This window comes from Pseudomonas sp. S1_E05 (assembly GCF_056337105.1).
Genome location: NZ_JBFRHM010000001.1, coordinates 4,522,558 through 4,543,913, shown reverse-complemented (window position 1 = coordinate 4,543,913; position 21,356 = coordinate 4,522,558). Strand labels below are relative to the sequence as shown.

Below are 21,356 nucleotides of genomic sequence, written 5' to 3'. Positions count from 1 at the left end.
AAGCCCGCTCCTACAGTGGGCCGGTGTGAACACAAAATCTGTGATCAACCGGTAACCCTGTGGGAGCGGGCTTGCCCGCGATAGCGATCTAAGCCGCTGCGCGATTCGGATTGACTCGCACCCCACCCACCCGCGCCTCGATCTGCTCTTTGAGGCCGTGCCGCATCCCCAGCAGGAACGCCAGTTCCACCACCACGAACAACGGCCCGACGATCAATCCGGTCAGGTCATCGACAAACGCCGGTTTGCGCCCTTCGTAATAGTGGCCGATAAACTGGATGGCCCAGCCCACCACGAACAGCCCGAGGCCGCTGGCCAGCCAGACCAGGGTGCTTTGCTGCGCCACGGCGTGGCCCGCCCAAACGGCCAGCCCCATCAAGGCGCTCATCAGGACGCCCAGGCGCAGTTCCAGGCGCAGGTAGAACCAGGCCGATGCCAGGGCCACCAGCACCGCCGGGGAAAGCCAGCCACCGGCCCATTGCGGACGGGCCAGCAACACGGCCACCGCCACGACAATCAGGGGAATGCCAACAAAGTGGCTGGCGATATTGCGCGGGTCACGGTGATAGGCGGCGTATTGGCTGAGTTGATCAACGAGGGTTTTTTTCATTGTTATTCCTCCTGTAGGGTGATCGATCATGCCCCAGGTTTCGGCGTTCGCTCTGTCAGCCAGGCGACAATCTCCAGGAGTTTCGATGGACACGCAGGTTTGGCGCTCGCGCCTGATGACGGGCCAGTGGTTCAGCCATCTTCCTTCGCCCTTACAGAATAGTCTGCTGTCGACCGCCAGGGTGCGACGCCTGGCGGCCGGACAGCGTCTGTTCAAACGCGGTGATCCACCCTGCGGGTTGTACGCGGTGCTGGACGGCGCGATACGCATCGGCACGGTGAGTGAACAGGGCAAGGAAGCGTTGCTGAGCCTGGTGGAACCGCCGCACTGGTTCGGTGAAATCTGCCTGTTCGACGGCCAACCGCGCACCCACGATGCGTTTGCCATGGGAGAATGCGCGCTGCTGCACATTCCGCAGTTGGCGCTGCTGGCCTTGCTCGACGAGCAGCCTGCCTACTGGCGACAACTGGCTCTGCTGATGAGCCAGAAACTGCGGCTGACCTTCATCAACCTCGAGCAGCTAAGCCTGATGCCGGCCCCGGCCCGTCTGGCTCATCGCCTGTTGCTGATCGCCGAGGGCTATGGCGAACTCGACCCACCACGGCGAGTCCTGCACCTGCCACAGGAGCAATTGGCGTCGATGCTGTCGCTGTCACGCCAAACGACCAATCAAATTCTCAAGGACTTGCAGGGGCAAGGGATTCTGAATTTGAAGTATGGCGAGATTGTGATTCTGGATGTGGAGCGGTTGCGGGTGTTGGCGTCGATTTGAAAGCCGCTCCCACAGGGGCAGAGCTACAACCTCACCGCAACCCATCCCGAAACTGCCCCGGTGTCATCCCGGTCCAGCGCTTGAACGCACGACTGAAACTGCTGGTGTCGGCAAACCCCAGCAGGTAGCTGATCTCATTCAACGAACATTGCGGGTCTCGCAGGTGCAGCAGGGCGAGGTTCTCGCGGCTTTCGTTGAGCAGTGTGTCGAATCGGCAACCTTCGTCCGCCAAGTGCCGTTGCAGGCTGCGCAGGCTCAGGTGCAGGGCTTGGGCGATGTGCTCTGCGCTGGGTTCACCCTCGGGCAGTTGCTCTTCGATGGCGTCGCGCACCTTGCGCTCCCAGGTCAGCGGTTTGAGCTGCGCCAGGGTGCGCTTGAGCACAGCTTCATTGTGCTCGGCCAGTTCCGGGTTGGCATCGTCCAGGTGGCTGTCGAAATCCGCCAGGGAAAACTCCAGCCGGTCCTCGGCAGCCGAAAAATGGACCGGGGCGCGAAACACCTTGTGCCATTGATGCGGGTCTGCCGGTTCGGGGCGGCGCAGGTACACCGCCAGTGGCGCGTAATCCCGACCGAGACGGTTGCGACAAGTGCGCACGTAGATTGCCATGAAGGCGTCGATGGCTTCGAAGGCCGGCGATGGATTGCCGGGCGGGATGTGCAAGCGAAAGTGATAGCGGTCTTCGGCACGGCTCAATTCAAGCACCAGGGCATCGCTGACCACCGGGTGATAGCGCACGAAGCGCTCGAACACCTCGCGCAAGCTGCCGCTCGCCACCAAGGCATAACCGAGGGCATGGAATGTGGTCGGGCTGACGAATCGAGACACGCGCAACCCAATCGCCGGGTCGCCGCTGGCCTGCACGGCGATTTCCCACAAGCGTGTGGTGCCGGACAACGGGTAACGTGCGTTCGGGTCGTCCATCCATTGCGGGTCGAGCCCCGCCTGCCTGCACAGGTCGGTGCTGTCCAGGCCCAGCGCATCGAGTTGCTTGCGCAGGGCACGGGTCCAGCTGGCGAGGGTGGTCGGTTCACTCATGCTGATTGGCGCTTCCGGTCAACAGGTTGGCGTCTACGGCTACCACGTGTCGAGACTTCACAGGGCAGGATGCGAACATCAATAACCAGAGGATGGAAGCATGGAAGGTACTTCTGCAAGTCCCCAGCGACACAATGCAGCCCAGCGTTCGGCGCACATTCGCGAAGTGGTGTTGGCCAAGGGGGTCGAGCTGCGCAGGCGTTTTCCGATTCTCAACCATCAGGATGCCTTGGGCGCGGCCATCCTGGCCTTCGCGCTGGCGGGGATGATCGGCTCGGCAGCGCTCTATCTCGGTGGCTACATGGCAGGGTGGGTGTGCCTGCTGCTCAACGCATTCTTCGCTTCGCTGACCCATGAACTGGAACACGACCTGATCCATAGCATGTACTTTCGCAAGCAGCGCGTGCCGCACAACCTGATGATGGGCCTGGTGTGGCTGGCGCGGCCAAGCACGATCAACCCGTGGATTCGCCGGCAGTTGCATCTCAACCACCACAAGCTTTCCGGCACCGAAGCCGACATGGAAGAGCGGGCGATCACCAATGGCGAACCCTGGGGCATCGCCCGGTTGCTGATGGTCGGCGACAACATGATGTCGGCCTTTATCCGCCTGCTGCGGGCCGGGACCTGGGCGCACAGATTCAGCATCTTCAAGCGCGTGCTCAAGGTCTACGCGCCGCTGGCGTTGCTGCATTGGGGAGCGTGGTACGTGTTCCTGGGCTTCCATGCCGCCAATGGCGTCGCCGCCGTGTTGGGCACGAGTGTCGAGTGGTCGGCGACCACGCTGGCGGTGATGCAGGTGATCGACATCGCGGTGGTGGTGATCATCGGGCCGAACGTATTGCGCACTTTTTGCCTGCATTTCATCAGTTCGAACATGCACTACTTCGGCGATGTGGAACCGGGCAACGTGATTCAACAGACCCAAGTGCTCAACCCCTGGTGGCTGTGGCCGATGCAGGCGTTCTGCTTCAACTTCGGCAGCAGCCACGGCATTCACCATTTTGTGGTGAAGGAGCCGTTCTACATCCGCCAGATGACCGTGCCGGTGGCGCACAAGGTCATGCGTGAGATGGGCGTTCGGTTCAATGATTACGGCACTTTTGCGCGGGCCAACCGCTTTGCACGCAAGGAGGACACGGCGATGGAGGAGGTGCGCACGGCCCAGGCCTGATCAATGACCCCGGAAACTCAACGAAGCACTCGTCATCAATCTGACCCAAACGGGCGTTAGGTTTGGACGTTATCGGATGGTTCAGGGCGATATGCGTAATTGGCCTAAGCAGGTAATTAAATATTCCTTTATCGGATATCCGTTTCAGCCAATCATCACCTCATCAGATTTGAGTTTTCCGGGGCCGTCTCCTTGGCAGGGTGCGGTCCCTTTTTTATTCCTTGGATAACCCCCGCAAACCCTACCCCTGTAGGAGCGAGCTTGCTCGCGATGGCGCTGGGTCAGCTAGCATCATCGAGGATTGATACACCGCTATCGCGAGCAAGCTCGCTCCTACAGGGGGTTTCTTATATTCGATAGGTCTTAATAAATAGCTTCTTATTCCTTAACGAATATAACTCTCCTCCCTATACTCGGTCAGCAACAGACACGCAGCAGGAGAGTTCCCCATGCGCAACGAATCCATCCGTTACCTGATTGTGCCGGGCTGGCAAGGATCGCCAGAAGATCATTGGCAGTCCCATTGGCAAAACAGCTTGCCGAACAGCGCGCGGGTGGAACAGGCCGACTGGCTGACGCCGCGTCGTGAAGACTGGGTGGCGGCGCTCGCCGAGGCGATTGCTGCCGACAGTACGCCGGTGATCCTGATCGCCCATAGCCTGGGGTGCATCACGGTCGCGCATTGGGCGGCCACTGCGCCGCTGAATTTCTTGCGTCAGGTACGCGGGGCCTTGCTGGTTGCACCGGCCGATGTCGAGCGTCCAGCGTGTGCGCCAGCGCTGCGCAACTTTGCGCCGATTCCGACCGATCTCTTGCCGTTCCCCAGCCAGGTCGTCAGCTCCGACAACGACAGCGCCGTCAGTGCGCCGCGGGCCTTGGAGCTGGCGCGCAACTGGGGTGCCGAGGCGGGAATCCTCTCAGGTGCCGGGCACATCAACGTGAAGTCCGGTCATCAGCGTTGGGAGCAGGGGTTTGCCTATCTGTACCGCCTGCAGAACCGCATGGAACATCACGCGCTGCGTCGCGCTTGAGCCCTTTATATTTTTAAAACGCCCCCCCGTCTCCCGGCGGTTTGGGGCGGGAGTCTGCCATGAGTCTTGAAATCTTCGGCCAGCCGCTGCTGACCTTCCCCGACGCCGAAAAAAGCCCCCTGAGCATCCGCGCCAAGGCGCTGGTGTTCGTCGATCCGCGCTCACGCCAGCTACGCGAAGAACTGGAGCAACTGGCACCGCGCGAGGTCTCGGTACTGATCCGTGGCGAAACCGGTAGCGGCAAGGAATTGCTAGCCCGGCATATCCATCGTGCCAGCGATCGTGGCGGGTTGTTCGTGTCGGTCAATTGCGGAGCGATCAGCCCGACCTACGCGGATGCCGAATTGTTCGGTTATGCGGCGGGCAGTCATAACGGCTCGGCGAGCAGTCGTGCCGGGTGGTTCGGGTCGGCCAATGGCGGCACGCTTTACCTGGACGAGATCGGCGACTTGCCGCTGCCGATTCAGATCAAGCTGCTCGCGGCGCTGGAAAACCACGAAGTCACCCGCGTCGGCGCCACCCACCCCAGCCCGGTGGACGTGCGCCTGGTGGCGGCGACCAGCATCGATCTGGCTCAGGCAGTGGCGGCCGGAAAATTCCACGAGCGGCTTTACCACTACCTCAGCGAAGGCCAGCTCGAATTGCCGGCGTTGCGTGAGCGGGTTGGCGACATCCTGTCGCTGTCCGAGTACTTCCTGGGCATCTACAGCCAGCGTCTGGACCTGCCCGTGCCGCTGATCAGCGAGGCCGCGCAGCGGGTCCTGGAGCGCCACAACTGGCCCGGCAATACTCGCGAGTTGGAGAACGTGATCCACTTTGCGCTGTTGGTCAGTAGCGGCGACGAAATCCTCCCGGAGCATCTGAATCTGCCCACGACGTCGCCGTCTGTGCCCGTTATCCAGAACTTGATCACCCAAGTCCTGAAAATGGGAGACGCCTGCGATCGTGAGGCGTTAATTCAATACCTTCGTAGTTTGAATATTTAACGCGCCGATCGTTCGTCATCTATTCCATTGTTGTGTTTGGAAAATGTTGTAATGCGGGCGTAACAATTTTTCCTGCGTGATCTGTGGTGGCCCTGTCGTATTCTTTTTCCTTGTGGATATTTGATATCCAAGACGACTAAATTGTTTAAGGAAAAAGATTGTAATGGACTTCATTAATAATGACGCGGCGACCATTCCGGATATTGACGACGTTCGAAGTTCCGGTCATGCCCTGGAGTCATATGCACTTGCCGATGCGGGGATGGCACCGAACTGGATAGAGCTAAAACACTTTGGCGTATTTTCCGCCTGGGGAGGGAACCGTCTCTACGCCAATGGCCGTCAGCAATTGAAACTTATCGTTGTCGTACAGGCTGTCGGTTCAGATTACAAAGTCGTCAAGCTTTCCCGGGAGGAGGTTGAGAGCATCCACTTAGTGGATGCTTACACGAACACGGCACTGCCGATCGATACCATCCACGATGGTGAGCGCGCTTCCTGGAAATGCTCGCTGGCGCGCAATGAAAGATTCCAACCCTTTCCTTACTCTGGCGATCTGCAGGGCCCCGATACGCGTGGTAAGGACACGGTGCTGAAGGAGTTCTTTGTCAGCAGCAACAGTTTGGAGCCTATCAAGCTGGTGGCCGCCATTACGCGTTCGGATGGCAAAGTGTTTTATTCGCAAGACACTGCAGAATACGGCCATATCAGTCTTAATACGGTTCCACCTGCAACTTATCGCAAAGAACAATACAGATTGAGTCGTTCATCGGTTTACCTGCCAGCGACGCAGAATGTCGCCAAAGTAGACCGTTATGTACTGGACCTGATACTCGAGCAACGTCATTTGAAGTTTGTCGAGTGCAACATGCCCTTCAAATTGCAAGCCCGCAGCAACCATCATGACTACCTTGGGTATTATGTTGTTCCCTATTTCAATGGCGGCAAGGCCGACAGCGATCTTTGGGCCACCTGGGAAACTGCAGATCACGTTGCGGCGAGTGATGACGAGTCTGGGAGAATGGTTTTCCTGTTGCACTTTGCAAAAAAAGGCGGACGCGGTCAGATTCGGTCCGATTCATTTCAGGCCAAGGCTTATCTTCGGGATATGTTCGGCAATCAGCATGTACTCAACATCACGTTGAATATGGCCGATCCGTCGATCATCGAGATCAATTAATCACCCATCAAAAGGACAGGATGATGAGTTCAGCAGGGCAGCAATTAGAATCGAGTGCTTTCAATTTCTCTGAATATATCCAGTCCGGTGTCGATGTACGCACCGGGTCTTACAGTACCCGTCTGAAACTGGCGGGCTGGACCGCGAATGAGGGTAATGGCCCGCACCTCCCCTTGCAGGTGTCGTTCGACAGTTTCCGTGCGACGGACCTGGGGTGGGGGCGCGGCTGGTCGCTGAGCCTGAGCTCCTTTGATCAGAAGACCCATCGGCTCACCCTGGCCAGTGGCGTTTCCTATCGCCTTTTCATCGAGAACGGCCAGGTGATCGTCAAGGACAAGAAGCTGGAAAATACCCGGGTCACCCTTGATGGCGACAAGCTGGTGGTCAGCCATCTGGACGGGACCATCGAGGTGCTCTCGCGCCCGGACGACACCTATGACGAGTGGCTACCCGAGCATGTCTACTCCAATGAAGGTCGCTCGATCAGCCTCGGCTACGGGCTGGTACGGGGGCGCCGGCTGTTGAAAGAGATTCGTGATCAGCAGCACCGCGCGGTGCTGCTCGATTATGAAAGCGAAGATCAATCAGCCAGCATCATCCTTTGGCCGGACATTGCGCAAAGACGCCTCGGTTTCAGTTTCCGGGTGCGCGATGGATGGCTCCGGCAGATAGACCTGGATGACGGCTCCGACACGGAGATGAGCTGGTCGTTCGACTACCAATTGCTCAACGGCCTACTGGTCATGACCGATGTCAGATCCCCCGGCGGGAGCTTCGAAAGGATCGAATACGAGCCGCAGGGTCATCGCTTGCCCTTGGACGCGCCGGTCAAATCGATCCCGGCCGTCAGGCGCCGAGTGCTGGCTCCAGGCGCGGGGCGTCCACCCATCACCCACGCCTACGAGTACTCGGCCGCCAACTTCCTGGGCTTTCAGTCCGGCCTGCGCTGGACGCAAGACGGCGATGTTCTGGCGAGTCACGGCGGACCCTACACCTACACCTGTACCGAGCGACTGATGAACACGCAGGGAAGTGAAGGGGTCGAGGAAAGCCGTACGCAAAGAACCTACAACCGCTTTCACCTGATGATCGAGGAAAAGCACATCGCAGGCCGGAAAGCACAGCAAACGAACGTGACTTATCACGACGTCGATGGCCTGGCTTTCGCTGATCAGCCGGCGAATTTCCAGATGCAAAAAACCTCGGCCGTCACGTACTCCGACTCCGCGGCCAACACCCCACCCAGAACCGAAACCACCCACACGAGCTACGACGTATTCGGCAATCTGCTGGTCAAGATCAACCCCAGCGGTGCGCGTGAGGATTACCTTTATTATCCGGCCGAGGGCGCCCAGGGCTGCCCCGCCAACGCGCTGGGATTCATCTCGGCGCTCAAGGAACGCGCGGTAACGCCATCGCCGGACTTTGCCCCGGCGCAGACCGTTCGCGTGCGTTTTACCTACATTGATCTACCGTCTTTGCGCAGGGGTGGCCATCGCTTCCTCCTGCCTCAAAGCGAAAAGCTGTTCGAAGGTGATCAGACCCAGGCGCGTCTGGACACGCGTTTCGAATATCACGATGACACGGGCCATGAATTTTTCGCACGCGTCAAACAGCGCTCGCTGGTCGGACAGTCCGAGGCTCGTGCGCTGGAGTCGGCGTATTCAATCGAAGGGGACTACGTAAAGACCCTCGAAACGTTGGTGGTGTCAGGCAGCCGTCACGTGCGTGAAGTCTGGCACGACCGGCTCACCGGGCTCGAATGCAGGGCTCGGGATGCAGGCGGGAATGAACTCATCCGGCAATACGACCGCATAAGCCGTGTGATTCGGCAGACGGTGGCCTCCAATCAATCTTCGCAAGGTTCGCGGACCACGGCTTACCACGCGGATGGCGAACAGGGCCTGCGCATCGATGTCACCAGCGTCAGGGGCGTATCGAGCAAAACCTGGGTGGATGGGTTGGGGCGCACCCTCAAGGTCGAGCTTCAGGATGTCGACGTCCCAAGCCAGCCGATGCGCCGGGTCCATGAGGCCGAATACGATCATGCAGGCCGGCTGACAAGCGAAGTCAGTTACGATTGGTCGGGTGAACAGTCGACTCCTTCAGCCACTAGCTATCACTACGATGGATGGGGGCGTGTCTGCAAAACCGTAGCGCCCGAGGGGGTCATTACCCACGATGTGTTCGACCCGGTGTCGATGACGCGTACTCGCTGGATCGATGGCGCCGGCAAGACCCGCACGACCATGAACGTGTTCGGCAAGCCTGATCGGGAGGAGCGTCTTCAGACCCAGGGATCCGACGAGGTCAGCCGCGTAGTCGCAACCTTTTCCTACGACGGTTTGGGACGATGCGTGCGGCAAACCAACGAAGCAGGGGCCGAGACGCGATTCAGGTATGACGTGTTCGGTCGCGTGATCGAAACGGTGCTGGCCGATGGCACCTCGATCAAAAAGAAATACAGCCCCTTGAGTACTGGCGAGCATCCGATCGAGATCAAGGCCAACGACTATCTGCTGGGCACGCGCACGTATGACGGTCTGTTTCGTGTCACCCAGGAAACCGTCGGCGGCAGAAGCCAAACCAAGCGCTACGAAGGGGGATATTTGCAAGCCTGTGAACAGGTGACGGCAGCCGGCGACCGTTTCACCTTTACCCTCGATCCCCTGCTCAATGGAGCCGTCACCGCGCGCGAAGGTGCGCATGCGCAGTCTGCGAGGTTCCGCTTTGATCCCTTGACCGCGCAGATCGTCGAAGCCACCAGTCCGGTCATTCAGCGACGGGTTGAATACGCGCCTTCCGGTCAGATGAAATCCGAAACCTGGCGTTCAAGCGACAGCCGTTTCAGCAACGTCACCGACCGTTCGTTGAAGGGCCTGCCGACCCGATTTACGGATGTCAACAATGTGACCACGACTTACACCTATGATGCCGCAGCGCGACCTGTGCTCATTCAGCAGGGCTCGGTAGTGGCGAAGTACACCTATGACCCGCAAGGGCAGGTTCTGACACTGGCGCTCGAGGATACCGCTTCGCAACGCTCCGTGAAGACGACGCTGACCCACGACCCGTTTGGGCGCGAGATCAGGCGTATCTCTGAGTTCGGGTCCGGCGCCCGGCTGGAAATCCTCCAGACGTTTGGTGCCGACGATAAGCTGCAACAGCGCTCGCTGACCTGTGGTGCAGCCACTCGCAGCGAAACCTTCGCCTACGACCTGCGCGGACGATTGAGGCGTTATGACTGCCAAGGTACGAATGCCCCGACCGACGCCTGGGGCAAGCGCATCGTGTTTCAAGTCTTCACCTATGACTACCTGGATAACCTGTCGACGGTGCAGACCGGTTTTGAAGGGGGGAAAACCTGTGCACGTTTTCCTACGATCGCCCTGACAAAACCCAGATGAGCGCGTTGACCCACAGCCATCCGGACTATCAACCTCGGAACGTGACATTTGAATACGACACCAATGGCAATTTGCTCAATGATGATCAAGGACGCACATTTAAATATGACGCCTTGAGTCGGCTCGAGTATGTGATGGGCCTCGGCGACGGCTCGCACTATCAGTTCGATGCCGAAGATCAGTTACATGCGGTGGCCTCCGACGCTGGCTCGTTGCTCAGGTTCTTCTACAACGAGCGGGCATTGTGCAGCGAAGTCGAGGGCGGGCAGCGGCGCAGTCTGCTGGAAAATGGCGGGATGGTATTGGCCGAGCGACAAGGTGACGAGGTCGTCTTGTTCATGACGGACGGGCAGGGCACATCACTCGGGCGCGTGGGATCTGCGGACGAGCCCTTTTTGTCCCACACCCCCTTCGGTGATCGTCCTGCCTCGAGCGGGCTGGGCAGTCTGCCAGGATTCCAGGGTGAGCGGCTGGACCCATCCACCGGCTGTTATCTGCTCGGAAGGGGCTACCGGCCCTACAACCCGCGCCTGATGCGATTTTGCAGCCCTGACAGCTGGAGTCCCTTCGAGGGCGGCGGCATCAATGCTTATGCCTATTGCCTGGGCGACCCTGTCAATCTCAAGGATCCGACCGGGCATATCTCGGCGTGGGGATGGGTGAAAATCGGTGTCACGGCGGCGCTGACGGTAGCCTCGGTTGCATTGACGATCGTCACCCTGGGCGGCGCGGCGCCGCTGGTGCCGATTTCCGCGAGCTCCTTTGCGTGGCTGGCGATCGAAGCGGTCAGCGGCGCGATTTCGATTTCCTCCAGCATTGTCGACGAGTTGGCACCGGACACCCTCGGCGCCGAGATTCTCACCTACTCCTCGTTGGCGTTTGGGTTGTTTGCCTTGAACGCCTCCGTGGTTGCAAAGTTTAGCAACAAGGGCATTGGCTATGCGGTGAAGAAAAGCGTCGAGTCCCTGGAAAGCGTGGCGATGGCGCAACGCGGCGCTGCACGGGTCGCGGTGGGCCGACGGCAGTATGGCGCGCTTTCCAGGGCCAACGCGGCGCTGAGAAACACGACGAAACTGCAGCGTCGCCTCGATCACCTGCTGACGGCTAAACCCATCACCAGCGCGGTGAGCGTCATTTCAAAGAGCGCGTTCGTCGTTGCCTATTCTGAGAAATACGCCGCCAAAGCCGACCAGTTTCTTGAGGACAATATCCCCTCGCTGTCGCAAGAGTTCAGCCTTCAGGATCTTCGGCAAGATGTCATTGACGGCCTCGAAGGTTTCGCCCAGGAGATTGGCGATCGTATTTCCAGTCTGCGCGCAGAGTAAGCGCTCACAAATTTGCACGTGAGCAAAATGGAATATAAGAGTGAATAAAAGTTATTGTTCGGGAATATAAAATCCCGGTATTGTCCGCTCCACGCCAGCGATAGCACATCACTGGCACACGTACTAAAGCCGTCGTCGATGACGACCGTGATTTTCGATAAGGACACTGCATGAAAAAGGTTCTGTTGTTCACCGCATTGGCGGCTGCCCTGACCACGGGCCTGGCCCAGGCTGGCGAGAAACTGGTGGTGGCGGCCACCCCGATCCCGCACGCCGAGATTCTCGAGTTGATCAAGCCAACCCTCGCCAAAGAAGGCGTGGACCTGGAAATCAAAGTGTTCACCGACTACGTTCAGCCCAACGTACAGGTTGATCAGAAGCGCCTGGACGCCAACTACTTCCAGACTCTGCCATACCTCAAGAGCTTCAACGAAGGTAAAGGCACACACCTGGAAACCGTGATCGGCGTTCACGTTGAACCGTTCGGTGGTTACTCGAAGAAAGTCAAAACCCTGGCTGAACTCAAAGACGGCGCGACCATTGCGATCCCGAATGAAGGCAGCAACAGCGGCCGTGCCCTGATCCTGCTGCAGAAGGCTGGCCTGATCGAGTTGAAAGACCCGAAAAACGCCCTGGCCACTCCGAAAGACATCGCCAAGAACCCGCACAACTTCAAGTTCAAGGAACTGGAATCGGCCATGCTGCCACGTGTTCTGGACCAGGTTGACCTGGACATGATCAACACCAACTACGCACTGGAAGCTGGTTTGAACCCGGCAAAAGACGCGCTGGTGATCGAGGGTGCCGATTCGCCTTACGTGAACTTCCTGGTGGCCCGTCCGGACAACAAGGACAGCGTCGCCATCCAGAAACTGGCCAAGGCATTGACCAGCCCGGAAGTGAAAGCGTTCATCGAGAAGAAGTACAGCGGCGCAGTACTGCCGGCGTTCTGATTCAACGCAACATCGAACCCCTTCAGGGTTTAAAACGCCGACGGCTTGCACAGCGTCGGCGTGCTCGTTCCCGCCTCAGGCCACCCCGGCCTTCAATGCCCTGCGCAACGCCACCAGCAGTTTCAGAATGTCCTGCGGGTCCAGGCGTTTCGGTGTTCTTACGTCAGCCATATTGTTCTTCCTTGTGATGTGAGGCCAGGGGCTGGCCAACGCTGTGCGTCCTTGGAGGGCCGAAGTGAACAATCCCTCCCGCAGCGCTTGGAAAAGTAGTCGTGATCCGGCATTCCAGCAAATTCGCAGGATAGGTTTTTGCGTGATATCGATATGCTTTAACGGTATTTAAAAATAAGTTCTTATATCTATAAAGTCGGTGCTTGCCGGGCAGTCATCCACTGCCCATGGACTGCACCACCGTCGCTTACCGAGCGGCGTCCAGGATGTTTCATGAACTTCGATTACGCCTTCATCCTCAGCACCCTGCCGGCGTTTCTCACCGCCGTGGGCGTGACCTTGCAGGTCGGCTTTATCGCCATCGGCACATCGTTGCTGGTGGCCGTGCTCAACGCAACGATCCTGGTGTTCCGCACGCCTTACCTGCGGCGCCTGGTGGGGATATACGTGGAGCTGGCGCGCAACACACCTTTGTTGATCCAGCTTTTTTTCGTGTACTTCGCGCTGCCGGCGATGGGAATCAAGGTCTCTGGTTTTACCGCCGCGATCATCACCATGACATTCCTGGGCGGTGCCTACCTCACCGAAGTGCTGCGTGCCGGGGTGGAAGCGGTGCCAGCGGCGCAATTGGAATCCGGACGTTCGATTGGGTTGTCCCACGGCCAGTTGCTGCGCTACGTGATCCTGCCGCAAGCCGGCATCCTCAGCCTGCCATCGTTGTTCGCCAATTTCATTTTCCTGCTCAAGGAAACCACCGTGGTCTCGGCGGTGGCGGTGCCGGAGATTCTCTACACCACCAAAAGCTACATCGCGCTCTACTACAAAACCTACGAAATGCTCGCCGTGCTGACGCTGATTTGCGTGCTGTTGTTTTTGCCGCTGTCGCTGTTGCTCAGCCGTCTCGAAAGGAGGCTCCAGCATGGCCAGTTCGGGTCTTGAGTTGTTGTGGGTATCGTTGCCGCAACTGGGCAAGGGCGCTGCGCAAACCCTGTCGATCTCCTTCCTGAGCATTGCAATCAGCACCGTGGGCGGCATTTTCTACGGTGTCCTGCGCACGCTCAACTCGAGATGGCTGAATGTAATTTTGCGGGTGTACCTGGAGCTGTTCCGAGCGATTCCGGTGCTGGTCTGGTTGTACCTGCTGTTCTTTGGCCTGCCGATTTTCTTCGGCCTGAGCATTGCGAGTTTTTGGTGTGCGGTGCTGGTCCTGTCGTTGTGGGGCGCCAGCGAGGTCGGCGAGGTGGTGCGCGGTGCTTTGCAGTCGTTGCCGCGCGGGCAGCGTGAAGCGGGGTTGTCGATCGGCCTGGATGGCGCGCAGCTCTACGGCTACGTGTTGTTGCCCCAGGCGCTGAAACGCATGACGCCGCCGACCATCAACGTCTATACGCGGATCATCAAGACCAGTTCGCTGGCGGTATTGATCGGTGTGGTGGACGTGATCAAGGTCGGCCAGCAGATCATCGAGCGCACCTACGAATCGGTGCTGATCTACGGCGCGCTGTTCCTGTTTTTCTTTTTCATCTGCTACCCGCTGTCAGCCGCCTCGCGTGTGCTGGAGCGACGCTGGACGCAAGCATGAGCGCACTGATCGAGTTCAAAGGCTTCAACAAGTTTTTCGGCGAGCAACAGGTGCTCGATGGCATCGATCTGCAGGTCAAACCTGGCGAAGTGATCGTCATACTCGGCCCCAGCGGTTGCGGCAAAAGCACGTTGTTGCGTTGCCTCAACGGCCTGGAGACCGCCCACGGCGGCAGCCTCACGTTTGCCGGTCGCGAGCTGCTGGCCCCACGCACCGATTGGCGCCAAGTGCGGCAGCAGATCGGCATGGTGTTCCAGAGTTATCACCTGTTCCCGCACATGAGCGTACTCGACAACCTTCTGCTCGGTCCGGTCAAGGTGCAAAAACGCGAGCGCCGTGAGGCGCGGTCTCAAGCCGAGGCCTTGTTGGCCCGCGTCGGTTTGCTGGACAAGCGCGACGTCTTTCCCCGTCAGCTCTCCGGCGGCCAGCAGCAACGAATTGCCATTGTCCGCTCGCTGTGCATGAACCCCAAGGTCATGTTGTTCGATGAAGTCACCGCCGCGCTCGACCCGGAAATGGTCAAGGAAGTGCTGGAAGTCATCCAGGGCCTGGCCCGAGAAGGTATGACGCTGCTGATCGTCACCCACGAAATGGCCTTCGCCCGCGCCGTGGCCGACCGAATCGTGTTCATGGATGCCGGGCGAGTCCTTGAACAGAACCCCCCGAGATTTTCTTTACGAACCCGCAAACCGCACGAGCGCAGCAGTTCCTGGAGAAGTTCTCCTACGTCGCCGCCCTACCGAAAACGACTCAAACAAAGGAACTGCCATGAAAACTGCCAAGTCTTCACTGTTGTTACTCCCGCTGCTCGGCCTTGCGTTGTTGGCCGGCTGCAACAAGACCGAAGAACCCGCCAAGCCGAAAGTGGCCAGCGAAAGCGCCGCACCGGCCGGTTACCTGAACAAGATCAAGGCGCGGGACAAGCTGATCGTCGGCGTCTTCACTGACAAGCCGCCGTTTGGATTCGTCAACGAGTCGGGGCGTTATGTGGGTTTCGATACCGACATTGGCCGCCAATTCGCCAAGGATTTGCTGGGCGATGAAAACAAGGTCGAGTTCGTTGCGGTCGAGCCGGCTAGCCGCATTCCATTCCTGCAGAGTGACAAGGTCGATTTGATCCTGGCCAACATGACCGTGACCCCGGAGCGCAAGGAAGCGGTGGACTTCACCAACCCGAACCTGAAAGTCGCGGTCCAGGCGCTGGTGCCACAAGCCAGCGAAGTGAAAACCCTGGATGACTTGGCGAGCCGCACCACCATCGTCACCACCGGCACCACAGCGGACATCTGGCTGACCAAGAACCACCCGGACTGGAAACTGCTCAAGTTCGAGAAAAATTCCGAGTCCCTCCAAGCCTTGGCCAATGGTCGTGGAGACGCCTATGCCCAGGACAATCTGGTGCTGTTCAGTTGGGCCAAGCAGAACCCGGGCTACCGCGTGCTGCCGCAGACCCTGGGCGCCGAAGCGCCAATCGCCCCGGCGGTGAAGAAGGGCAACATAGAACTGCGCGACTGGGTCAACGCCGAATTGGCCAAGCTGGGTGAAGAGAAGTACCTGCTCAAGCTCTACGACCAGTACGTGCGCAAGGAGCTGAGCGATGACACCAAGCCTGAGAGCGTGATTGTCGAAGGCGGCAAGTGGCAGGGGTGATCAGTTTTCATTGATCGCCCCCGTCCCCTGTAGGAGCGAGCATGCTCGCGATGGAGGCACAGACACCGCGGGATATCAGGCAACCCGCGTTATCGTTGACGTCCATCGCGAGCAAGCTCGCTCCTACAGGGGAACGGCAGCGCAATATGTTTAACCAGCCAGGCACCTTTTGAACCCTGTTCTAAGCTCAGAGTCGTAACGCCATTGGCACGTTTGTCCAAGGCAAAAGGAGTCTGCATGGCTGGTCCGGGTTGGAAGTGTGTGGCGGGGCTTGGCCTGCTGGTCCTGTTGAGCGCCTGCGGTGAAAAACCCCAGGTCGAGAAGGACCGCCCGCGGGTATTCGTACAAGTGGTCAAACCGGCCGAATACGCCGCGACTGTGACCCTCACCGGTGATGTGCAGGCACGGGTCCAGACTGACCTGTCGTTCCGGGTCGGCGGCAAGATCATCCAGCGCTCGGTGGATGTCGGTGACCGGATTTCGGCCAAGCAGGTGCTGGCCAGACTCGACCCGAAAGACCTCCAGAACAACGTCGATTCCGCCCAGGCCCAGGTGGTCGCCGAACAGGCGCGGGTGACCCAGTCCGCCGCCGCCTTCGTTCGTCAACAAAAATTGCTGCCCAAGGGCTATACCAGCCAGAGCGAGTATGACTCGGCGCAGGCCGCGTTGCGCAGCAGCCAAAGTGCGCTGAGCGCCGCCCAGGCGCAACTGGCCAATGCCCGTGACCAACTCAGTTACACAGCGCTGATTGCTGATGCGCCGGGGATCATCACTGCGCGCCAGGCCGAGGTCGGCCAGGTGGTGCAGGCAACGGTGCCGATTTTCAGCCTGGCGCGTGATGGTGGCCGCGATGCCGTGTTCAATATCTACGAATCGCTGCTGGCGCAAGAGCCGGACGACAAAACCATCGTGGTCAGCCTGCTCGACAACCCGGCGATCAAGACCACCGGCACGGTGCGTGAAATCACCCCCGCGGTCTCTGCGCAGACCGGGACGGTCCAGGTCAAGGTTACCCTCGACAGTCTGCCGGATGGCATGCAGCTCGGCTCGGTGGTCAGTGCGACCGCCAGGATTCCTGGCAAGTCCTCGGTCGAGCTGCCGTGGTCGGCACTCACCAAGAATCTCAGCGAGCCGGCCGTGTGGCGAGTGGACGAGCAGGGCGCTGCGCAATTGCAAACAGTCACCGTCGGTCGTTACCTGACGGGCAAAGTCATCATCAGTGACGGCCTCAAAGAAGGCGAAAAGGTCATCATCGCTGGCGGCCAACTGTTGCACCCGGGCGTCAAGGTCGAGATCGCCGAGAACACCTACAAGGACCTGGCCGAAGGAGCCCAGCCATGACGCGGATGTTACTGGTTGCCGTTGCGCTGATGCTGGCAGCCTGCTCGGACAAGGAGCCGCCGCCCGAGCCGGTACGCCCGGTGTTGTCGGTTGAGGTGCAGGCCCTGGACGAGCAAACCCTCGGGCGCTTTGCGGGCAACATCCAGGCCCGCTTCGAGACCAATGTCGGCTTTCGTATAGCTGGGCGCATTGCCAGTCGCAACGTCGACGTCGGCACGGAAGTGGAGAAGGGCACCTTGCTCGCCACGCTCGATCCCTCCGATCAGCAAAACCAGTTGCGCGCCGCGCAGGGTGATCTGGCGCAGGTCCAGGCGCAATTGATCAACGCCCAGGCCGATGCTCGACGCCAGCAGGAGTTGTTCGATCGCGGCGTTGGTGCCCAGGCCCAGCTGGACGAGGCGCAAACCAATCTTAAGACCACCCAGGCCGCTCATGACCAGGCGAAGTCAGCGGTCGATCAGGCCAAGGATGCGCTGGGTTATGTCGAACTGCGCACCGATCACAAGGCGGTCGTCACCGCGTGGAATGCCGAAGCCGGGCAAGTGGTGACAGCCGGCCAGCAAGTGGTGACCCTGGCGCAACCGGACATCAAGGAGGCGGTGATCGACCTGCCGGATACGCTGGTCGAGCAGTTGCCGGCTGATGTGGTGTTCAAGGTGGCAGTAGAGCTCGACCCGAGTATCAGCACCACCGCCACTGTGCGTGAAATCGAACCCCAGGCCGAGAGCGCCACCCGTACCCGTCGCGCACGCCTCACCCTCGCTGAGACACCGCCCGCTTTTCGCCTGGGCACCGCCATCAGCGTCACCCTCAGCTCGGCGATCGCGCCGCGCATTGAGCTGCCCCTGACGGCCTTGCAGGAAGTCGACGGCAAAACCCGGATCTGGGTCATCGATCAGCAGAACGCGACGGTTTCGCCTCGTGATGTGAACGTGGTCAGTCGTACCGATTCAACGATGGTCCTTGCCAGCGGTGTGAAGTCCGGCGATCGGGTGGTGAGTGCCGGTGTGAACAGCCTGAAGCCTGGGCAAAAAGTGAAACTCGATGAGGACAGCCCACGATGAAAGGGAGTTTCAACTTATCCGAATGGGCGCTCAAACATCAGTCGTTCATCTGGTACCTGATGCTGGTTGCGCTGCTCATGGGGGTGTTCTCCTACATGAACCTGGGGCGCGAAGAAGACCCTTCTTTCACCATCAAGACTATGGTCATCCAGAGCCGCTGGCCGGGGGCGACGCAGGAAGAAACCCTCAAGCAGGTCACTGACCGCATCGAGAAAAAACTCGAGGAACTGGACTCCCTCGACTATGTGAAAAGCTACACCCGACCCGGTGAGTCGACAGTGTTCGTGTTCCTGCGTGACACCACCAGCGCCAAGGACATCCCGGAAATCTGGTACCAGGTGCGCAAGAAGATCAACGACATCCGTGGCCAGTTCCCCCAGGGCTTGCAAGGTCCTGCATTCAACGACGAGTTCGGTGATGTATTCGGTTCGGTGTATGCCTTTACCGCCGACGGTCTGTCCCTGCGCCAACTACGAGATTACGTCGAGCAGGTACGTGCCGAGATCCGTGACGTGCCGGGGTTGGGCAAGATCGAGATGATCGGTGAGCAGGATGAGGTGCTGTACCTCAACTTCTCCACGCGCAAACTGGCGGCGCTGGGCATTGATGAGCGGCAGGTGGTGTCCAGCCTGCAATCGCAAAACGCCGTGACCCCGGCAGGGGTGATCGAAGCCGGGCCGGAGCGGATCTCGGTGCGCACCACCGGGCAGTTCGCCTCGGAAAAAGACCTGGCCAACGTCAACCTGCGGCTCAATGATCGCTTCTATCGCCTGGCGGACATTGCCGACATCAGCCGTGGTTACGTTGACCCGGCGAACCCGGAGTTTCGCTACGACGGTCATCAGGCCATCGGCCTGGCCATCGCCATGAAGAAGGGCGGCAACATCCAGGAATTCGGCAAGGCGCTGCACCAGCGCATGACCGAGCTGACCGCCGACCTGCCGGTGGGCGTCGGCGTGCACAACGTCTCCGACCAGGCGGCGGTGGTGGAGAAGGCGGTCGGCGGTTTCACCAGCGCGTTGTTCGAAGCGGTGGTGATCGTGATGCTGGTCAGCTTCGTCAGCCTCGGCGTGCGCGCCGGCCTGGTGGTGGCTTGCTCGATTCCGCTGGTGCTGGCCATGGTCTTTGTGTTCATGGAATACAGCGGCATCACCATGCAGCGGATTTCCCTCGGCGCGTTGATCATCGCCCTGGGCCTTCTGGTGGACGACGCGATGATCACGGTGGAGATGATGGTCACGCGCCTGGAGATGGGTGAGACCAAGGAGCAGGCCGCCACGTTCGCCTACACCTCTACAGCTTTCCCGATGCTCACCGGTACGCTGGTGACGGTCGCCGGTTTTGTGCCCATCGGGCTCAACGCCAGTTCGGCGGGCGAGTACACCTTCACGCTGTTCGCGGTCATCGCTGTGGCGATGCTGGTGTCGTGGATCGTTGCCGTATTGTTCGCGCCGGTGATCGGCGTGCACATCCTCAGCGCCAAGGTCAAACCGCACAATGCCGAGCCCGGCCGCGTGGGTCGGGCTTTCAATTACGGCATGCTCTGGTCGATGCGCAATCGCTGGTGGGCGATCGGGATCACCCTCGCCCTGTTCCTGGCATCGGTCTATTGCATGAAGTTCGTGCAGAACCAGTTTTTCCCGTCCTCGGACCGCCCGGAAATTCTTGTCGACCTGAACCTGCCACAAAACGCTTCGATTGCCGAAACCCGCAAGGCGGTGGACAAACTCGAGGCGACGTTCAAGGACGACCCGGACATCGAGCGCTGGAGCACCTACATCGGCGAAGGGGCGATTCGTTTCTACCTGCCGCTGGACCAGCAATTGCAAAACCCGTATTACGCGCAACTGGTCATCGTCAGCAAGGGCCTGGAATCGCGTGAGGCCCTGAGCCAGCGTTTGCGTGAGCGCTTGCGCAAGGATTTTGTGGGTATCGGCAGTTATGTCCAGGCTTTGGAAATGGGCCCGCCGGTCGGTCGGCCGATTCAATACCGGGTCAGTGGCAAGGACATCGACCAGGTGCGCAAACACGCCATCGCCCTGGCCACGGAGTTGGACAAAAACTCCCACATCGGCGAGATCATTTATGACTGGAACGAGCCGGGCAAAGTCCTGCGCATCGACATCGCCCAGGACAAGGTGCGGCAGTTGGGGTTGTCCTCGGAGCAGGTGGCCAACCTGATGAACAGCATTGTCGCCGGGGCGCAGGTGACGCAGGTCGATGACGACATCTACCTGATCAATGTCGTGGGCCGTGCGGTTGACGAAGAGCGTGGCACACCGGAGACCTTGCAGAACCTGCAGATCGTCACGCCCAGCGGCACTTCGATTCCGTTGCTGGCCTTTGCCACCCTGCGCTATGAACTGGAGCAGCCGCTGGTCTGGCGACGCGACCGCAAGCCGACGATCACCATCAAGGCGGCGGTGCGCGACGAGATTCAACCGACCGATCTGGTGACACAACTGAAACCGACCATCGACCAGTTCGCAGCATCGCTGCCGGTGGGATACAAGGTCGCCACCGGCGGTACGGTGGAGGAGAGCGCCAAGGCCCAGGGCCCGATTGCCAAGGTCGTGCCGCTGATGCTGTTCCTGATGGCCACATTCCTGATGATCCAGTTGCACAGCGGACAGAAAGTGTTCCTGGTCGCCAGCGTCGCGCCGCTCGGGCTGATTGGCGTGGTGCTGGCGCTCATTCCCACTGGCACGCCGATGGGCTTCGTGGCGATTCTCGGGATCCTGGCGCTGATCGGCATCATCATCCGCAACTCGGTGATTCTGGTGACGCAGATCGATGCCTACGAAAAGGCTGGCTCCACGCCCTGGGATGCGGTGGTGCAAGCCACGGAGCACCGGCGCCGACCGATCTTGTTGACGGCGGCAGCGGCGAGTTTGGGGATGATCCCGATTGCCCGGGAAGTGTTCTGGGGCCCGATGGCTTACGCGATGATTGGCGGGATCATCATTGCGACGTTGCTGACACTACTGTTTTTGCCAGCGCTTTATGTGGCTTGGTACAAAATTCGAGAGCCAAAGTAGAGAAGCAGAGCGCTTCGCGCTCTATCGCGAGCAAGCCCG

Annotated in this window: 16 protein-coding genes and 1 pseudogene; 15 read left to right on the top strand and 2 right to left on the bottom strand. The window is 59.6% G+C overall.

The window, feature by feature from the left end; translation table 11 throughout:
• Positions 1–88 precede the first annotated feature (88 nt).
• Positions 89–610: an Mpo1 family 2-hydroxy fatty acid dioxygenase gene (locus tag AB4N33_RS20880; RefSeq protein WP_476458171.1), complete on the bottom strand. Its 522-nt coding sequence runs from the start codon at positions 608–610 to the stop codon at positions 89–91.
• Between the two features lie 85 nt (positions 611–695).
• Between AB4N33_RS20880 and AB4N33_RS20875 the strand changes: the two genes are divergently transcribed.
• Positions 696–1,382 carry a Crp/Fnr family transcriptional regulator gene (locus AB4N33_RS20875; protein ID WP_476458170.1) on the top strand — a complete coding sequence of 229 codons (687 nt, stop codon included), beginning with the start codon at positions 696–698 and terminating at the stop codon, positions 1,380–1,382.
• Positions 1,383–1,413: 31 nt separating this feature from the next.
• On the opposite strand, the gene AB4N33_RS20870 is transcribed toward AB4N33_RS20875, so the two are convergent.
• On the bottom strand, positions 1,414–2,418 hold the full coding sequence (locus AB4N33_RS20870) for an AraC family transcriptional regulator (RefSeq protein WP_476458169.1): 1,005 nt from the start codon (positions 2,416–2,418) through the stop codon (positions 1,414–1,416).
• 100 nt (positions 2,419–2,518) lie between these two features.
• On the opposite strand from AB4N33_RS20870, the gene AB4N33_RS20865 reads away from it, so the two are divergent.
• The 14 genes and pseudogenes from AB4N33_RS20865 to AB4N33_RS20800 all read left to right on the top strand — a co-directional run bounded on the left by AB4N33_RS20865 (position 2,519) and on the right by AB4N33_RS20800 (position 21,317).
• Entirely contained in the window at positions 2,519–3,592 is a 1,074-nt protein-coding gene (locus AB4N33_RS20865; protein ID WP_476458168.1) for a fatty acid desaturase, read from the top strand.
• Positions 3,593–4,041: 449 nt separating this feature from the next.
• Positions 4,042–4,623, top strand: a complete 582-nt coding sequence (locus AB4N33_RS20860; RefSeq protein WP_414883324.1) for an alpha/beta hydrolase — start codon at positions 4,042–4,044, stop codon at positions 4,621–4,623.
• Positions 4,624–4,682: 59 nt separating this feature from the next.
• Positions 4,683–5,609, top strand: a complete 927-nt coding sequence (locus AB4N33_RS20855) for a sigma 54-interacting transcriptional regulator (protein WP_476458167.1) — start codon at positions 4,683–4,685, stop codon at positions 5,607–5,609.
• A 163-nt stretch (positions 5,610–5,772) separates the two neighbouring features.
• Positions 5,773–6,789 (top strand): hypothetical protein, encoded by a 1,017-nt coding sequence (locus AB4N33_RS20850; RefSeq protein WP_460140544.1) that lies wholly within the window; start codon positions 5,773–5,775, stop codon positions 6,787–6,789.
• A 23-nt stretch (positions 6,790–6,812) separates the two neighbouring features.
• The gene (locus AB4N33_RS20845) at positions 6,813–10,196 is read left to right on the top strand and encodes an RHS repeat domain-containing protein (RefSeq protein WP_476458166.1); all 3,384 of its coding nucleotides are present in this window, start codon (positions 6,813–6,815) and stop codon (positions 10,194–10,196) included.
• The gene (locus AB4N33_RS20840) at positions 10,193–11,521 is read left to right on the top strand and encodes an RHS repeat-associated core domain-containing protein (RefSeq protein WP_476458165.1); all 1,329 of its coding nucleotides are present in this window, start codon (positions 10,193–10,195) and stop codon (positions 11,519–11,521) included. Before AB4N33_RS20845 ends, AB4N33_RS20840 begins: the two co-directional genes overlap by 4 nt.
• A 170-nt stretch (positions 11,522–11,691) precedes the next feature.
• Complete coding sequence (locus AB4N33_RS20835) at positions 11,692–12,474, top strand: MetQ/NlpA family ABC transporter substrate-binding protein (protein WP_095192416.1); 783 nt, start codon at positions 11,692–11,694, stop codon at positions 12,472–12,474.
• A 444-nt stretch (positions 12,475–12,918) separates the two neighbouring features.
• The gene (locus AB4N33_RS20830; RefSeq protein WP_476458164.1) at positions 12,919–13,584 is read left to right on the top strand and encodes an amino acid ABC transporter permease; all 666 of its coding nucleotides are present in this window, start codon (positions 12,919–12,921) and stop codon (positions 13,582–13,584) included.
• A complete protein-coding gene (locus tag AB4N33_RS20825) occupies positions 13,565–14,224 on the top strand; it encodes an amino acid ABC transporter permease (RefSeq protein ID WP_476458163.1) in 660 nt (219 codons plus the stop codon). Before AB4N33_RS20830 ends, AB4N33_RS20825 begins: the two co-directional genes overlap by 20 nt.
• A pseudogene (locus AB4N33_RS20820) lies at positions 14,221–14,996 on the top strand (amino acid ABC transporter ATP-binding protein). The gene AB4N33_RS20825 and the pseudogene AB4N33_RS20820 overlap by 4 nt, the downstream one beginning before the upstream one ends.
• On the top strand, positions 14,993–15,874 hold the full coding sequence (locus AB4N33_RS20815) for a transporter substrate-binding domain-containing protein (RefSeq protein ID WP_476458162.1): 882 nt from the start codon (positions 14,993–14,995) through the stop codon (positions 15,872–15,874). The pseudogene AB4N33_RS20820 and the gene AB4N33_RS20815 overlap by 4 nt, the downstream one beginning before the upstream one ends.
• A 237-nt stretch (positions 15,875–16,111) precedes the next feature.
• On the top strand, positions 16,112–17,215 hold the full coding sequence (locus tag AB4N33_RS20810) for an efflux RND transporter periplasmic adaptor subunit (RefSeq protein ID WP_476458161.1): 1,104 nt from the start codon (positions 16,112–16,114) through the stop codon (positions 17,213–17,215).
• Entirely contained in the window at positions 17,212–18,279 is a 1,068-nt protein-coding gene (locus AB4N33_RS20805; RefSeq protein ID WP_460119136.1) for an efflux RND transporter periplasmic adaptor subunit, read from the top strand. The genes AB4N33_RS20810 and AB4N33_RS20805 overlap by 4 nt, the downstream gene beginning before the upstream one ends.
• The gene (locus tag AB4N33_RS20800; protein WP_460140542.1) at positions 18,276–21,317 is read left to right on the top strand and encodes an efflux RND transporter permease subunit; all 3,042 of its coding nucleotides are present in this window, start codon (positions 18,276–18,278) and stop codon (positions 21,315–21,317) included. The genes AB4N33_RS20805 and AB4N33_RS20800 overlap by 4 nt, the downstream gene beginning before the upstream one ends.
• Positions 21,318–21,356: the final 39 nt, after the last annotated feature.

Coding starts and splice junctions, on each gene's coding strand:
- AB4N33_RS20880 (WP_476458171.1), bottom strand. CDS start 610: ATGAAAAAAACCCTCGTTGATCAACTCAGCCAATACGCCGCCTATCAC.
- AB4N33_RS20845 (WP_476458166.1), top strand. CDS start 6,813: ATGAGTTCAGCAGGGCAGCAATTAGAATCGAGTGCTTTCAATTTCTCT.
- AB4N33_RS20805 (WP_460119136.1), top strand. CDS start 17,212: ATGACGCGGATGTTACTGGTTGCCGTTGCGCTGATGCTGGCAGCCTGC.
- AB4N33_RS20850 (WP_460140544.1), top strand. CDS start 5,773: ATGGACTTCATTAATAATGACGCGGCGACCATTCCGGATATTGACGAC.
- AB4N33_RS20855 (WP_476458167.1), top strand. CDS start 4,683: ATGAGTCTTGAAATCTTCGGCCAGCCGCTGCTGACCTTCCCCGACGCC.
- AB4N33_RS20875 (WP_476458170.1), top strand. CDS start 696: ATGGACACGCAGGTTTGGCGCTCGCGCCTGATGACGGGCCAGTGGTTC.
- AB4N33_RS20860 (WP_414883324.1), top strand. CDS start 4,042: ATGCGCAACGAATCCATCCGTTACCTGATTGTGCCGGGCTGGCAAGGA.
- AB4N33_RS20865 (WP_476458168.1), top strand. CDS start 2,519: ATGGAAGGTACTTCTGCAAGTCCCCAGCGACACAATGCAGCCCAGCGT.
- AB4N33_RS20840 (WP_476458165.1), top strand. CDS start 10,193: ATGAGCGCGTTGACCCACAGCCATCCGGACTATCAACCTCGGAACGTG.
- AB4N33_RS20825 (WP_476458163.1), top strand. CDS start 13,565: ATGGCCAGTTCGGGTCTTGAGTTGTTGTGGGTATCGTTGCCGCAACTG.
- AB4N33_RS20810 (WP_476458161.1), top strand. CDS start 16,112: ATGGCTGGTCCGGGTTGGAAGTGTGTGGCGGGGCTTGGCCTGCTGGTC.
- AB4N33_RS20800 (WP_460140542.1), top strand. CDS start 18,276: ATGAAAGGGAGTTTCAACTTATCCGAATGGGCGCTCAAACATCAGTCG.
- AB4N33_RS20870 (WP_476458169.1), bottom strand. CDS start 2,418: ATGAGTGAACCGACCACCCTCGCCAGCTGGACCCGTGCCCTGCGCAAG.
- AB4N33_RS20815 (WP_476458162.1), top strand. CDS start 14,993: ATGAAAACTGCCAAGTCTTCACTGTTGTTACTCCCGCTGCTCGGCCTT.
- AB4N33_RS20830 (WP_476458164.1), top strand. CDS start 12,919: ATGAACTTCGATTACGCCTTCATCCTCAGCACCCTGCCGGCGTTTCTC.
- AB4N33_RS20835 (WP_095192416.1), top strand. CDS start 11,692: ATGAAAAAGGTTCTGTTGTTCACCGCATTGGCGGCTGCCCTGACCACG.